Here is a 14,731-nt window from a genome sequence, read left to right on the forward strand (position 1 = left end):
GGAAAGACTATAATTTTGTGATCGAATATGGAACGTTGGCAAAACATACATAAGGTCGTCGTTGTAGGGCTCGGTATTACCGGGCTCTCTGTCGTTAAACACCTAACAAAAACACAGCCGCAACTGACGGTTAAAGTCATCGATACGCGTGCTACGCCTCCTGGTGCAGAGCGTTTACCTGAGCAAGTTCAGTTGCACAGTGGTGGTTGGAATACCGAGTGGCTTGCAGAAGCCGATTTAGTTGTGACCAACCCAGGGATCGCCTTAGCAACACCAGAAATCCAAGCGGTTCTTGCCAAAGGCACGTTGGTTGTCGGTGATATCGAACTCTTCGCTTGGACAGTCGATAAGCCTGTCATTGCGATTACTGGTTCGAACGGTAAAAGCACAGTTACCGATCTCACTGGCGTAATGGCGAAAGCTGCAGGTTTAACGGTCGGTGTCGGTGGCAATATCGGTGTTCCTGCTCTTGATTTGCTAGAACAAGACGCAGATTTGTATGTGCTTGAGCTGTCGAGCTTCCAACTAGAAACTACCTCGAGCTTGAAGCTTAAAGCGGCGGCGTTTCTAAACCTTTCGGAAGACCACATGGATCGGTATGACGGCATGGCGGACTACCGACAAGCTAAGCTGCGCATTTTTGACAACGCTGAACTGGCCATCGTGAACCGTGATGATCAAGAAACTTTTCCTGATGTTGATATGCCAATTGTCACGTTTGGCTGCGATGATCAAGCCTACGGTCTAGAGTCTGATGGTCAACGGACTTGGCTGCTTGATCATGGTCAGCGTGTTATCGCCAGCGATGAGTTGATGCTTGTCGGAAAGCATAACCTTGCTAACGCATTGGTTGTACTTGCGCTGCTGAAAGCTGCGGGCGTTGATTATTATAACGCTTTGAATGCACTGAAAACTTACACTGGTTTGACACATAGATGCCAAGTGGTTGCGGATAATCGGGGCGTAAAATGGGTGAATGACTCTAAAGCAACTAATATCGCGAGCACTATGGCTGCACTTTCTGGCCTAGAGTCGACAGGTAAACTGTACTTGCTTGTTGGCGGTGTTGGTAAAGGTGCGGATTTCACTCCACTAAAACCGATCTTCGCAACACTTAACTTGCAACTGTGTTGTTTTGGCGCAGATGGTGATGAGTTTATGCCATTGCATGAATCAGCAACTCGCTTTGACACTATGGAAGATGTGATTCAACAAATATCTTCGCAGTTAAAAACGGGTGATATGGTGATGCTGTCTCCGGCCTGTGCTAGCTTTGATCAATTCGATAACTTTATGGCAAGAGGTGATGCATTTGCAGCTCTTGCTAATAAATACGCATAATTAAAGGTTACACACTTCGTGGTTTTAGGTAACGTTAAACGCAGCATTGGCACTTGGCTTAAGCATCCTGCTCCAGAGGCGCTATTTGATCGCCAGCTTGTTTGGATTGCGCTGGGTTTGATGTTAACGGGTTTGGTGATGGTGACTTCGGCATCATTTCCAATCAGCTCGCGCCTGACTGATCAGCCTTTCCATTTCATGTTTAGACATGCCACGTTCTTGGTGCTTGCGTTGGGTGCATCATGTGTGATCCTTCAGATACCTTTAGAACAATGGTTTAAGCGCAGTCACTACTTACTAGGTATTTCATTTGCGTTACTCATCATTGTGTTACTGGCGGGTAAATCGGTCAATGGCGCATCGCGATGGATTCCTTTAGGGCTATTTAACTTACAGCCAGCGGAAGTCGCTAAGTTATCGCTGTTTATTTTTATGTCTGGCTATCTAGTACGTAAGCAAGAAGAAGTAAGGCAAACCTTCTTTGGTGGCTTTATGAAGCCAATTATGGTGTTTGCATTCTTAGCGGTATTACTGCTCGGCCAGCCAGACTTAGGCACAGTCGTCGTAATGTTGGTGACCCTCTTTGGCATGCTATTTATCGCAGGGGCTAAACTGACTCAATTCTTAGCATTGATGATTGCTGGTATTGGGGCGGTTGTCGGGTTGATTCTTATAGAACCTTACCGGATGAGACGTGTAACCTCTTTCTTAGACCCCTGGGAAGATCCATTTGGTAGTGGCTACCAGCTCACTCAGTCGCTGATGGCGTTTGGCCGCGGCGAGTGGTTTGGTCAAGGTCTGGGGAACTCAATTCAAAAACTCGAATACCTACCTGAAGCGCATACCGACTTCGTATTTGCAGTATTGGCGGAAGAGCTAGGCTTTGTTGGTGTTGTCTTGGTCCTTATGCTGATTTTTAGCTTGGTACTTAAAGCAGTTTACATTGGCAAACGTGCTTTCGAAGAAGGTGAAATGTTTGGTGGTTACCTCGCGTTTGGTATCGGTATTTGGTTTGCTTTTCAGACTTTGGTTAACGTTGGCGCCGCTGCCGGTATTGTTCCAACCAAAGGTCTTACTCTGCCGCTGATAAGTTATGGTGGCTCGAGTCTTATTATCATGTCCGTAGCAGTATCAATCTTGCTGCGAATCGATCACGAATGCCGCTTGAAGCGCGGCCAGAAAGAATCAGAACAACAAGTCGATGAAGAAAAATAAACGTTTGATGGTGATGGCCGGTGGTACTGGCGGTCACGTCTTCCCAGGTCTTGCAGTAGCGAAGCAGCTACAAGAGCAAGGCTGGGAAATTCGCTGGTTGGGTACCGCGGATAGAATGGAAGCCGATTTAGTGCCGAAACATGGTATTGAAATTGACTTTATCAAAGTAAAAGGTCTACGAGGTCAAGGTGTTAAGCGTCTTCTTGCGGCACCATTTCAGATCATCAATGCCGTCATGCAGGCTCGTGCTCATATGAAGCGCTGGCAGCCCGATGCAGTGCTTGGTATGGGCGGTTACGTTAGTGGTCCTGGTGGTATTGCTGCTTGGATGAGTGGTATTCCAGTGGTTTTGCATGAGCAAAATGCCGTGGCAGGCCTCACTAACCAATGGTTGTCAAAAATAGCGAAGAAGGTATTCCAAGCTTTCCCCGGTGCTTTCCCAAATGCGGAAGTAGTCGGTAACCCCGTTCGTGAAGATGTGACCCAGCTCGATGCTCCTGTTACACGCATGCAAGAGCGACAAGGTCCAATTCGTATTTTGGTGATGGGTGGCAGCCAAGGCGCACGCATTCTTAACCAAACTCTGCCAGAAGTAATGGCGAAATTAGGCGAAGATTACTGTATTCGTCATCAAGCAGGTAAAGGTTCTGCTGAAGAAGTGAATGCGGCATACCAAGCCAATGGTGTGGCTAATGCAGAAGTAACAGAGTTCATTGATGACGTAGCACAAGCGTATGAATGGGCTGACCTTTTGGTTTGTCGCTCAGGAGCGCTAACCGTTTCTGAAGTATCGGCGGCAGGTGTAGGTGCCATCTTTGTTCCATTTATGCATAAAGACCGTCAGCAAGCTTTGAATGCGGACCATCTGGTAGATTGCGGCGCTGCAAAAATGATAGAACAACCAGATTTAACTGTTGAGGCATTGACTCAGCAGATCCAACAATTGGATCGACAAGCTTTACTTACAATGGCTGAACAAGCGCGTAGCGCTGCAAAACTGAACGCAGACAAAGTTGTCGCACAGGCCATTGTCGCTTTGACCGAAAAGCGTTAACGAATTATTGAGAATAGAATTGATGACAATCCAACATACACAAGACTTAGCTCAGATTCGCGCAATGGTGCCAGAGATGCGCCGCGTGAAATCCATCCACTTCATCGGTATTGGTGGTGCGGGCATGAGCGGCATTGCTGAAGTGCTGTTGAACGAAGGCTACCAAATCACAGGTTCTGATCTATCAGAAAACCCAGTGACCGAGCGTCTAGTATCAAAAGGTGCGACGGTATTTATCGGCCATCAAGCCAGCAATGTAGAAAAAGCCAGTGTTGTTGTTGTATCCACCGCGATCAATGAAGAAAACCCAGAAGTGATCGCAGCGCGTGAGTTGCGTATCCCTATCGTACGTCGCGCAGAAATGCTGGCGGAGTTAATGCGATTCCGTCATGGTATTGCTGTCGCGGGTACACATGGTAAAACGACGACCACAGCTTTGGTAACTCAAATCTATTCTGAAGCAGGCCTTGATCCAACGTTTGTGAACGGTGGTCTGGTTAAGAGCGCGGGTACGAATGCGCGCCTAGGCTCTAGCCGAATTTTGATTGCAGAAGCGGACGAAAGTGACGCTTCATTCCTGCATCTACAACCTATGGTGAGCATCGTGACGAACATCGAAGCTGACCATATGGATACGTACGGTGGTGATTTTGAAACCTTGAAGCAGACCTTCATTGATTTCCTTCACAACCTACCGTTTTACGGTCAAGCGATTGTGTGTATCGATGATCCTGTGATTCGTGAATTGATTCCTCGTATCAGCCGCCAAGTGATCACTTACGGTTTCTCTGAAGATGCTGATGTGCGTATCGAGAATTACCACCAAGAAGGCCAGCAAGGCAAATTCACCGTAGTACGTGAAGGCCGTGCAAACCTTGATATCACGCTAAACATTCCAGGACGTCATAACGCACTCAACGCATCAGCGGCGATTGCGGTTGCGACAGAAGATGACATCAGTGATGAAGCGATTCTAAAAGCAATGGCAGGCACTCAAGGTACAGGCCGTCGTTTTGATCACTTAGGTGAGTTTGATACTGGTAACGGTCATGCAATGCTTGTTGATGATTACGGCCATCATCCAACAGAAGTGGATGTAACAATTAACGCGGCACGCAGCGGTTGGCAAGACAAGCGTTTGGTGATGATTTTCCAGCCGCACCGCTATAGCCGTACGCGTGATTTGTACGATGACTTTGCAAACGTACTTGAACAAGTTGATGTGTTAATCATGTTGGATGTGTACGCTGCGGGCGAAAAGCCAATTGCTGGGGCGGATGGCCGTGCTTTATGCCGTACGATTCGCAGCCGTGGCAAGGTTGATCCCATTTTTGTCCCAGAAACTAGCCAACTACCATCAGTGCTTGCTAATGTCATTCAAGAAGGTGACTTAGTTTTAACTCAAGGTGCGGGAGATGTAGGTAAAGTAGCTAAACAACTTGCAACATTAGAGTTAAACATTGAAAAGATGCAGCAGGGATAAGTGCTTTCGTTTACACATAGTGTGGAAAAAGACGCAGATCTCGATTTTGCGTCAGGATAGTTGTGATTTGTCACTATCAATGTTTGATAGTTTACAAGAGCTAAGTATAATCCCAAGGTTAAAGTCAGAGTTTTTACCACCTTGTAATAGATAAGGTAAAACACGGGACAACAGTCAGGAAACAATACCATTGTTAAATATGGCACTGAATGAAGAACCACCACAAAAGGAATTACTCCGTGGTCGTCAAGAAAAACTAATAGGTGCTCTGTTTTTCGTTTTCGTCGTGACTTTGATTAGTTCTGTGTTGTATTCGGCGATCAGTTGGATGTGGGATGACCAAAGGTTACCTCTTTCCAAAATAATACTGCAAGGTAACTTGGAGTATGTCACGGCTGAGGACGTGCAAAGTGCGTTCGGGCGAATCGATCATATCGGTACATTTATGTCTCAGGACATTGATGTATTACAGCAGAGTGTCGAAGCTTTGCCTTGGGTTGCTCATGCCGCAATTCGTAAGCAATGGCCAGATAAAGTAAAAGTATTCTTAACGGAGTATCATCCCGAAGCCATTTGGAATGGCAACGAACTACTAGATAATAGTGGGATCGTTTTTGATGGTGATGTAGGTCTGCTGAAGGAAGAAAAAGTAAAATTATATGGACCAGCAGCAAGTGGGCCGGAAGTCTTAGAGACCTACCGAACATTACAGCCTCAATTTGCAAAACTTGGTCTTGCGATTTCTTCACTCGTATTGAATGAACGTCGTGCTTGGCAAATTATCCTCGATAACGGCATACGTTTAGAATTAGGTAAAGAGTCTCTTGACGAGCGTATACAGCGTTTTTTTGAGTTGTATCATCAGCTTGGCAGTGACACCCAAAGAATCAGTTATATCGACTTAAGGTACGATACAGGAGCCGCAGTCGGTTGGTTTCCTGAACAAGAGTTAGAACAAGAGAGTACAGATGACTAAGGCCGCTGATGACAACATTATTGTTGGTCTTGATATAGGCACTGCAACCGTGTCAGCTCTAGTGGGTGAAATTTTACCTGATGGCCAAATAAATATTATTGGTGCAGGTAGCAGCCCGTCACGTGGCATGGATAAAGGTGGCGTAAACGATTTGGAGTCGGTAGTTAAATCCGTCCAAAGAGCCATTGATCAAGCCGAACTAATGGCTGAATGCCAAATTAGCCGAGTGTTTATCTCATTATCGGGTAAGCATATTGCGAGCCGTATTGAGAAGGGCATGGGAACTATTTCCGATGAGGAAGTATCCCAAGAAGATATGGATCGCGCTATCCATACTGCAAAATCGATTAAAATCGGTGATGAACAACGAATCCTTCATGTGATTCCACAGGAGTTCACCATCGACTACCAAGAAGGCATTAAAAACCCGCTTGGTTTATCTGGAGTAAGAATGGAAGTAAGTGTCCATTTGATCTCATGTCATAATGATATGGCACGCAATATTATTAAGGCAGTAGAGCGCTGTGGCCTTAAAGTAGAGCAACTTGTATTTTCTGGGCTTGCTGCAAGTAACGCAGTAATCACCGAGGATGAAAGAGAGCTCGGGGTTTGTGTGGTTGATATTGGTGCTGGCACGATGGATGTATCTATCTGGACTGGTGGTGCGCTACGTCACACTGAAGTGTTTTCTTACGCAGGAAATGCTGTAACAAGCGATATTGCTTTTGCTTTTGGTACGCCTGTAAGCGATGCTGAAGAGATAAAAGTTAAATATGGCTGTGCCCTAAGTGAACTGGTCAGTAAGGATGACACGGTTAATGTCCCAAGTGTAGGAGGTCGACCTTCTCGTAGTCTGCAACGCCAGACGTTGTCAGAAGTGATTGAACCTCGTTACTCTGAGCTTATGGGACTGGTTAACCAAACTATCGACTCTGTACAAGCAAAACTGCGCGAAGAGGGCATCAAACATCATTTAGCCGCAGGTGTGGTTTTAACTGGTGGTGCTGCGCAAATTGACGGAGTGGTAGAGTGTGCGGAACGCGTATTCCGCAATCAAGTTAGGGTTGGCAAGCCACTTGAAGTTAGTGGTTTAACTGACTATGTAAAAGAGCCGTATCATTCTACGGCAGTTGGATTACTTCATTACGCAAGAGACATGCAGTCCAGTGATGATGGCGAGTATAATGAACCGAAACGTTCATCTGTTACTGGCTTCTTCGGTAAATTGCGTAATTGGATACAAAAAGAGTTTTAACCTGAGTTGCAGGATAAACGGAGACAACACATGTTTGAACCGATGATGGAAATGTCTGACGATGCAGTAATCAAGGTCGTTGGGGTTGGTGGCGGCGGTGGTAACGCTGTTGAACACATGGTGCGTGAATCCATCGAAGGTGTGGAATTCATCAGCGTTAATACTGATGCGCAAGCACTTCGTAAGACAAGCGTTGGCAATGTGATCCAGATTGGTGGTGACATCACTAAAGGTCTGGGTGCTGGTGCGAATCCACAAGTTGGCCGTGACGCAGCTCTCGAAGATAGAGAAAGAATTAAAGAGTCCATCACTGGTGCCGATATGGTATTTATCGCAGCTGGTATGGGTGGCGGTACAGGTACTGGTGCAGCACCTGTTATTGCTGAAGTAGCTAAAGAGCTTGGCATTCTTACTGTTGCGGTAGTAACAAAACCGTTCAGCTTTGAAGGCAAAAAGCGTTTGGCATTTGCGGAGCAAGGTATCGATGAGCTATCTAAGCACGTTGACTCTTTGATCACGATTCCAAACGAAAAGCTACTTAAAGTACTTGGTCGTGGTGTAACGCTACTAGAAGCTTTCGCAAGTGCTAACGATGTTCTTAAGAACGCGGTTCAAGGTATCGCAGAGCTAATCACTCGTCCTGGCATGATCAACGTCGACTTTGCGGATGTACGCACTGTGATGTCTGAGATGGGACATGCAATGATGGGTAGCGGTATCGCGAAAGGTGAAGATCGTGCAGAAGAAGCTGCTGAAATGGCAATTTCTAGCCCACTTCTAGAAGATATCGATCTAGCAGGTGCACGTGGCGTTCTTGTGAACATCACTGCAGGTCTGGATATGCGTCTTGACGAGTTTGAGACAGTGGGTAACACAGTGAAAGCTTTTGCTTCTGATAACGCAACTGTGGTTATTGGTACTTCACTAGATCCAGATATGACAGATGAAATCCGAGTAACTGTTGTAGCTACTGGTATTGGCAATGAGAAAAAGCCAGATATCACGCTAGTTGCTGGTGGTAAAGCGAAAGTGGCTCCAGCGCCACAAGCTGCTCAACCACAAGCTCAAAGCGTAGCACCACAAGCTGAAGAGAAACCGGCACAAACTTTGCAGACAAATCCTGTACAAGAGAAGCCACAAGTAACTCCTCAGCCGACAAACACAGTTTCTTCTTCTCCTGCAGCTGGTGGCCAAAGCGCTGCTCCTAAGCAAGAGAAGGAAAGCGGTTATTTAGATATTCCGGCATTTTTGCGTCGTCAGGCTGATTAATTATTAACCCGTAAATTTGACACAGCTCAAAATTATGGTAGCATTCACGGTCGACGTTACAATCGGCCGTGTTTTGTAGCACTTTTTAAGAGGCAAGCAGATGATCAGACAACGTACTCTGAAAGAAATAGTGAAAACAACTGGTGTGGGTCTCCACTCTGGTCGTAAAGTTACGCTTACTCTGCGCCCGGCAGCTGCAAATACAGGCATTATTTACCGTCGTACAGACGTAAATCCTCCTGTAGATTTCCCAGCAGATCCAGAATCGGTTCGCGATACAATGCTTTGTACAGCATTGGTGAATGATGAAGGCGTACGTATTTCAACTGTTGAGCATTTGAATGCGGCACTTGCTGGTATGGGTATCGATAACATTATTGTTGAAGTTGATGCTCCTGAAATCCCAATTATGGATGGTAGCGCAAGTCCTTTTGTTTACCTGCTTCAACAAGCGGGTGTTGAAACACAAAATGCACCTAAGCGTTTTATCCGTATTAAGAAGCCAGTTCGTTTTGAAGATGGTGATAAATGGGCAGAGTTTGTTCCATTTAACGGCTTCCGTATGGATTTCGAAATCGACTTTAATCACCCAGCGATCGAATCAGACGAGCAACGTCTTTTGTTTGATTTCTCATCTCAAGGTTTTGTTCGTGAGATTTCTCGCGCACGTACGTTCGGCTTCATGCGAGATATCGAATACCTACAATCCCAGAACCTAGTTCTTGGTGGTAGCTTTGACAACGCAATCGTACTGGATGATTACCGCATTCTTAATGAAGAAGGTCTTCGCTTTGAAAATGAGTTTGTTACTCACAAAGTATTGGACGCAATTGGTGATCTTTACATGTGTGGTCACGCAATTATCGGTGAGTTCCGAGCGTACAAGTCAGGTCATGGCCTGAACAACCAACTTCTGCGTGCGGTTCTTGCTGATCAAGAAGCATGGGAATGGACAACATTCGAAGAAGAAGCGGGTTCTCCGGTTGCTTTTGCAGAACCAAATATGGTTCTAGCGTAATACCCAACACTCAGACGCAATAAATTAAAAAAGCCAGGCAATGCCTGGCTTTTTACTATTTGCAGATTAGGATTCTTTGCTTTTCTTTTCTGCCATATCAGCAAGACGTTTTAAGCGTTCTTGGATTTTTGGCGGAGCCATGTCAGCAATGATCAACAGCGAGTTTGCTGCCGCTTCTGTCAACGGTGGCCGCTTTGGCTTTTGTTCTTGCTCGTAGTGATTACGGTAGAGAGATGGATTAATCCTTACTTCTACGCTCATCAGTTTTGCATGTCCTTGACTTCTTAGTTTGTTTAAGATCATCAAACGATCATAATCGATCTTCATTTTGATCGCGGCACTAGATACATCGATCAATAAATGGCCGCCTCGCACGTTTGCCACACGGCAATGATCAGCCGTTCCTTTCGGTAAGATCTCTTGTAACGCTCTGTTCAGTAGTAAGATCTCGCCTGCGTGTTCTTGAAGCTGACTAAGCCGGGATTCAGCGATGAGATCTTCAGTAGAGGTAGGACGGTGGTCGCGCATAGGTAAAAACTAATTTTGTTGAGATAAAGCTATTCTAGAGCAGCTTTCTGCTCAGGTATAGTTTACATTATGGGCTTTAATCTATAGTTGCATATCTCTGATGGATATTTCTGATTGCTTGAGACACAAAGCTTTGGGGATTTTGCATGAGAATATTGGCTAATCCATCATCAGTTTGGATAAAAACTTCCGAGTGCTTCAAACAAATTGGGCTATTTATGGTTGGATTGAAGAAAAATCCTTACACTATGCCACATTGTTTCAAATTTAAGCCTTGAAAATTGGACGTTTGAACTCAATATCTTTGATAAATGATTTATCTCAGTATTCTTAGTTCCAAACTGGTAGAGACTGAAGGCATTCAAGTAGATCGGGAACGGTCTGATAAACGAGAGATTTACATAAAATGATAACTAAGCTACTGACAAAAGTAATTGGCAGTCGCAACGACCGAACACTGCGCCGCCTTAGAAAAATTGTAAAAGAAATAAATAACTACGAACCGACGTTCGAAGCACTATCAGATGAAGAACTAAAAGCGAAAACGGTTGAGTTTCGTGAACGCCTAGAACAAGGTGAAACGCTTGATAAGCTGCTTCCAGAAGCATTTGCTACGGTTCGTGAAGCATCTAAGCGTGTGTACGGTATGCGTCACTTCGATGTTCAGCTTATCGGTGGTATGGTACTGAACGGCGGTCAAATTGCGGAAATGCGCACTGGTGAAGGTAAAACTTTAACTGCAACCCTTCCTGCTTACCTAAACGCACTTCCAGGTAAAGGTGTGCACGTAGTCACAGTGAACGACTACCTCGCGACACGTGATGCTGAGACTAACCGTCCATTATTTGAATTCCTAGGTATGACTGTTGGCGTGAACGTGCCAAACATGCCACCTCAAGCGAAGAAAGAAGCTTATCAAGCCGACATCCTGTACGGCACAAACAACGAGTTTGGTTTTGACTACCTACGTGACAATATGGCTTTCCGCAACGAAGACCGTGTTCAACGCGCACGTTTCTTTGCTGTAGTCGATGAGGTGGACTCAATCCTTATCGATGAAGCTCGTACTCCTCTGATTATCTCTGGTCCAGCAGAAGATAGCTCTGAGCTATACACTCGTATTAATCTATTGATTCCAAATCTGCAAAAACAAGATAAAGAAGATTCTGAAGAATACCGCGGTGATGGTCACTACACAGTAGATGAGAAATCCAAACAGGTTCACTTAACTGAAACGGGCCAAGAGTTCGTTGAAGAGCTGATGGTGAAAAACGGCCTGATGGAAGAGGGTGACACGCTTTACTCTCCAACTAACATCAGCCTGCTGCACCACGTAAATGCAGCACTTCGTGCACACGTATTGTTCGAACGTAACGTAGATTATATCGTTAACGAAGACGGCGAAGTGGTTATCGTTGATGAACACACTGGTCGTACAATGCCGGGTCGTCGTTGGTCTGAAGGTCTTCACCAAGCGGTTGAAGCGAAAGAAGGCGTTAAGATCCAAAACGAAAACCAAACGCTGGCTTCGATTACTTTCCAGAACTACTTCCGTTTATACGAAAAACTGTCAGGCATGACAGGTACAGCGGATACAGAAGCATTCGAATTCCAATCGATTTACGGTCTAGAAACGGTTGTTATCCCAACTAACAAACCTATGATTCGTGACGATATGCCAGATGTTGTTTACCGTACTGAAGCAGAAAAATTTGCTGCCATCATCGAAGACATCAAAGAGCGTGTAGAGAAAGGTCAACCATCTCTAGTGGGTACGGTTTCAATCGAGAAATCAGAGCTGCTATCTAATGCGCTTAAGAAAGCTAAGATCAAGCACAACGTACTGAATGCGAAATTCCACGAGAAAGAAGCTGAAATCGTTGCAGAAGCTGGTAAACCTGGCGCAGTAACCATCGCGACCAACATGGCTGGTCGTGGTACCGATATCGTGTTGGGTGGTAGCTGGCAAGCGAAAGTAGAAGCACTACAAGATCCAACCAAAGAACAGATCGACGCTATCAAAGCTGAGTGGAAACAGGTTCACGATCAAGTACTAGAGTCAGGTGGTCTACACATCATCGGTACTGAGCGTCACGAATCTCGTCGTATCGATAACCAGCTACGTGGGCGTTCTGGTCGTCAAGGCGATGCGGGTTCATCTCGTTTCTACCTATCGATGGAAGATTCACTGCTGCGTATCTTCACTTCAGATCGTATGGCTAGCCTTATCCAAAGTGGTATGGAAGAAGGTGAAGCGATCGAATCTAAGATGCTGTCTCGTTCAATCGAAAAAGCACAGCGTAAAGTGGAAGGTCGTAACTTCGATATCCGTAAACAACTTCTTGAATACGATGACGTGGCGAACGATCAACGTAAAGTGGTTTACGAATTGCGTGATGAGCTAATGAGCGTTGACGACATTAGCGACATGATCGAGCAAAACCGTGAAGATGTTATTACGGCGATCATCGACGAATACATTCCACCACAATCTCTAGAAGATATGTGGGATGTGGAAGGTCTACAAGAGCGCTTGAAAGCAGACTTCGATCTAGATGCGCCAATCAAGCAATGGCTTGAAGAAGACGACAAGCTATACGAAGAAGCGCTACGTGAGAAGATCACTAACCTAGCGGTTGAAGTTTACAAAGCGAAAGAAGAAGTGGTTGGCGCACAAGTGCTACGTAACTTCGAGAAGTCAGTTATGCTTCAAACGCTAGATACGCTATGGAAAGAACACCTAGCAGCGATGGATCATCTACGTCAAGGTATTCACCTGCGTGGTTACGCGCAGAAGAACCCGAAACAAGAGTACAAGCGTGAGTCGTTTGAACTGTTTGAAGGTCTACTAGAAGCGCTGAAAACAGACGTGATTACTGTTCTATCTCGCGTTCGTGTTCAACAGCAAGAAGAAGTTGAACGTATGGAAGAGCAGCGTCGCGCGCAAGCTGAAGAAGCGGCTCGTCGTGCACAAGCTCAACACGCGGCAGCACAGAACCCATTGTCTGAAGGTGAAGAGTCTGAAGAAGGTTCTCATCAACCAATGGTTCGCGAAGAGCGTAAAGTGGGACGTAATGAGCCTTGTCCATGTGGCAGCGGCAAAAAGTACAAACAGTGCCACGGTAAAATCGACTAATATAGTCTGAAAACATAAATAAAGAGTCGCTTAGGCGGCTCTTTTTGTATCGATAGATCTAGGAACGAATTTAATGAAAAGAATTCACATTGTTGCGGCGATCATCTTCAACCAAGACAAATCGCAAATCTTCATCACCAAACGTCCAGATGACAAACACAAAGGCGGCTTTTGGGAGTTTCCTGGCGGCAAAGTTGAGCAAGGTGAAAGTGCTGAACAAGCGATGATTCGTGAACTCGAGGAAGAGATTGGTATTACGGCGACAGAGCAAGCCTTGTTTGAACACTTGGAATACGATTATCCAGATAAGTCTCTGAAGTTTGATTTCATGACGGTCACTCAATTCAATAACCAACCTTATGGTCGTGAAGGTCAAGAAGGCCGTTGGGTCGATATTACAGCATTGCCTGATTACACCTTCCCTGAAGCGAATGTACCTATCCTTGAGCGAGTAGTAAAAGAGTTTTCTTAACTCACCGCGAACTATCTTGTGGTTAACTCGGGATATTGTTAGTTTAAAAAGATACCGCGAAACGAAAGAGAACGAGAACAAGCCTCGTTATCCAGAGAAGGAGAGAAAGCGCAATGGTTCGTATTGCAATCGCAGGAGCAGCTGGCCGTATGGGTCGCAACCTAGTAAAGGCCTCACACTTAAATCCGGAAGCCTCTGTTGCAGCAGGCTCTGAACGTCCGGAGTCTTCATTAGTTGGCGTTGATGTGGGTGAATTGTGTGGTGAGGGTAAGTTTGATGTCTTTCTGACAGATGATTTAGCAAAAGAAGTCGAGAACTTTGATGTTGTTATCGACTTTACTGCTCCAGTGAGCACGCTAGCGAATCTAGAGCTGTGTAAACAACATGGTAAGAGCATTGTCATCGGTACTACGGGCTTTAGTGAAGAAGAACGTGACCTGATTGATGAAGCAGCAAAGCAAATTCCTGTTGTTATGGCTCCGAACTACTCTGTAGGTGTGAACCTAGTCTTTAAGCTTCTTGAAAAAGCAGCCAAAGTGATGGGCGATTACTGTGATATAGAAATCGTAGAAGCGCATCACCGTCATAAAGTTGATGCTCCGTCTGGTACCGCGATTGGTATGGGTGAAGCCATTGCTGGCGCGATGGGTAACAAATTGAGTGACGTTGCGGTATATGCACGTGAAGGTATCACGGGCGAACGTACGAAAGATGAGATCGGTTTTGCCACTATTCGTGCTGGTGATATCGTCGGTGAGCATACTGCGATGTTTGCTGATATCGGTGAGCGTGTTGAGATCACACACAAAGCGACCGACCGTATGACCTTTGCTAATGGTGCCGTTAAGGCAGCTGTTTGGTTACATTCTAAACCAGCAGGCTTTTATACCATGACCGATGTCCTCGGGCTGAATGAGCTTTAAGTACATAATTATTCGCCGGCGCAAGCCGGCTTTTTTGTGTTTGAAGAAAATTATGTAAATG

12 protein-coding genes are annotated in these 14,731 nt (G+C 45.5%); 11 read left to right on the plus strand and 1 reads right to left on the minus strand.

Translation table 11 applies throughout. From position 1 onward, the window contains the following. The first annotated feature begins 27 nt into the window (after positions 1 to 27). The 8 genes from murD to lpxC all read left to right on the plus strand — a co-directional run bounded on the left by murD (position 28) and on the right by lpxC (position 9,611). Positions 28 to 1,341 (plus strand): UDP-N-acetylmuramoyl-L-alanine--D-glutamate ligase, encoded by a 1,314-nt coding sequence (gene murD / locus J4N37_RS02030; RefSeq protein WP_252041576.1) that lies wholly within the window; start codon positions 28 to 30, stop codon positions 1,339 to 1,341. An 18-nt stretch (positions 1,342 to 1,359) separates the two neighbouring features. Next, a complete protein-coding gene (gene ftsW / locus J4N37_RS02035; RefSeq protein WP_252041578.1) occupies positions 1,360 to 2,556 on the plus strand; it encodes a cell division protein FtsW in 1,197 nt (398 codons plus the stop codon). Then, positions 2,543 to 3,610, plus strand: a complete 1,068-nt coding sequence (murG, locus tag J4N37_RS02040) for an undecaprenyldiphospho-muramoylpentapeptide beta-N-acetylglucosaminyltransferase (RefSeq protein ID WP_252041580.1) — start codon at positions 2,543 to 2,545, stop codon at positions 3,608 to 3,610. The genes ftsW and murG overlap by 14 nt, the downstream gene beginning before the upstream one ends. Before the next feature lie 22 nt (positions 3,611 to 3,632). Beyond that, positions 3,633 to 5,093, plus strand: coding sequence for a UDP-N-acetylmuramate--L-alanine ligase (gene murC, locus J4N37_RS02045; RefSeq protein WP_038884188.1), 1,461 nt, complete (start codon positions 3,633 to 3,635; stop codon positions 5,091 to 5,093). Positions 5,094 to 5,283: 190 nt separating this feature from the next. Then, on the plus strand, positions 5,284 to 6,069 hold the full coding sequence (locus J4N37_RS02050) for a cell division protein FtsQ/DivIB (RefSeq protein ID WP_029560917.1): 786 nt from the start codon (positions 5,284 to 5,286) through the stop codon (positions 6,067 to 6,069). Next, complete coding sequence (gene ftsA, locus J4N37_RS02055) at positions 6,062 to 7,324, plus strand: cell division protein FtsA (protein WP_010445869.1); 1,263 nt, start codon at positions 6,062 to 6,064, stop codon at positions 7,322 to 7,324. The genes J4N37_RS02050 and ftsA overlap by 8 nt, the downstream gene beginning before the upstream one ends. 30 nt (positions 7,325 to 7,354) lie before the next feature. Next, positions 7,355 to 8,593 carry a cell division protein FtsZ gene (gene ftsZ, locus J4N37_RS02060; RefSeq protein ID WP_010445872.1) on the plus strand — a complete coding sequence of 413 codons (1,239 nt, stop codon included), beginning with the start codon at positions 7,355 to 7,357 and terminating at the stop codon, positions 8,591 to 8,593. Between the two features lie 100 nt (positions 8,594 to 8,693). Continuing rightward, the gene (gene lpxC / locus J4N37_RS02065; protein ID WP_010445874.1) at positions 8,694 to 9,611 is read left to right on the plus strand and encodes a UDP-3-O-acyl-N-acetylglucosamine deacetylase; all 918 of its coding nucleotides are present in this window, start codon (positions 8,694 to 8,696) and stop codon (positions 9,609 to 9,611) included. A 66-nt stretch (positions 9,612 to 9,677) separates the two neighbouring features. On the opposite strand, the gene J4N37_RS02070 is transcribed toward lpxC, so the two are convergent. Beyond that, entirely contained in the window at positions 9,678 to 10,139 is a 462-nt protein-coding gene (locus J4N37_RS02070) for a DUF721 domain-containing protein (protein ID WP_010445876.1), read from the minus strand. 406 nt (positions 10,140 to 10,545) lie between these two features. Between J4N37_RS02070 and secA the strand changes: the two genes are divergently transcribed. The 3 genes from secA (at position 10,546) to dapB (ending at position 14,670) form a co-directional block, all read left to right on the plus strand. Next, positions 10,546 to 13,275 carry a preprotein translocase subunit SecA gene (gene secA, locus J4N37_RS02075; RefSeq protein ID WP_010445878.1) on the plus strand — a complete coding sequence of 910 codons (2,730 nt, stop codon included), beginning with the start codon at positions 10,546 to 10,548 and terminating at the stop codon, positions 13,273 to 13,275. 73 nt (positions 13,276 to 13,348) lie between these two features. After that, a complete protein-coding gene (gene mutT, locus J4N37_RS02080; protein WP_252041582.1) occupies positions 13,349 to 13,747 on the plus strand; it encodes an 8-oxo-dGTP diphosphatase MutT in 399 nt (132 codons plus the stop codon). 113 nt (positions 13,748 to 13,860) lie between these two features. After that, entirely contained in the window at positions 13,861 to 14,670 is an 810-nt protein-coding gene (gene dapB / locus J4N37_RS02085; protein WP_252041583.1) for a 4-hydroxy-tetrahydrodipicolinate reductase, read from the plus strand. Positions 14,671 to 14,731 lie beyond the last annotated feature (61 nt).

The sequence above is a fragment of the Vibrio sp. SCSIO 43153 genome (assembly GCF_023716625.1).
Taxonomy (GTDB): Bacteria; Pseudomonadota; Gammaproteobacteria; order Enterobacterales; family Vibrionaceae; genus Vibrio; species Vibrio rotiferianus.